The sequence below is a fragment of the Pseudomonas sp. 43(2021) genome (assembly GCF_017490805.1).
Taxonomy (GTDB): Bacteria; Pseudomonadota; Gammaproteobacteria; order Pseudomonadales; family Pseudomonadaceae; genus Aquipseudomonas.
Genome location: NZ_JAFGYJ010000251.1, coordinates 1 through 528 on the forward strand (window position 1 = coordinate 1; position 528 = coordinate 528).

Sequence of the window (528 nt, forward strand, 5' to 3'; positions counted from 1 at the left end):
TCCCAGGAGTTCATTGAAGTACGTTCGAGGATTTTGTTCTGCGGATATACCGCTAGCAACTCAGGGTATGTATTGCCAGAGAAACCCTCGGTTTCCACAGTCGTGATGGTGGTAGGTATGCCGAACGCTTTGGCAGCCTTGGCCAACCCCACGACATTATTTTTCAGCACCTGCCGATCTATCGACTGCACACCAAAGGCCATTTGGGGCTGGTGGTCGATGAAAATCACTTGGCTGTTTTGCGGGGTCAGTATTTCAAAGTACTTGTTGGACATGGCGGATTTCCTTTGGTAAGTAGAGCAATACGAAAGCGGCGTTATGCGTGGCTGCGCAATCAGAACGCTACCCGTCCTGGTAGGGCTAAAAGCCACTTTCCGGACGAGTTCAGGGGTGCCGAAAAGCCCCTTGAATTTACGAATGCAGCATTGTTCAGCCGCGTTCGCGGGGTTCAGTTAAATGCCCGAAAAACGCCTGCCAAGCTGCTTTTGCAAGTGCACATCATCTGCGGCTAATTCGCTCCCACCTTGA

Annotated in this window: 1 pseudogene; it reads right to left on the reverse strand. The window is 51.3% G+C overall.

The features are described from left to right. Positions 1 to 275: pseudogene (locus tag J5M71_RS27030) on the reverse strand (isochorismatase family protein); the annotation flags it as partial. Positions 276 to 528: the final 253 nt, after the last annotated feature.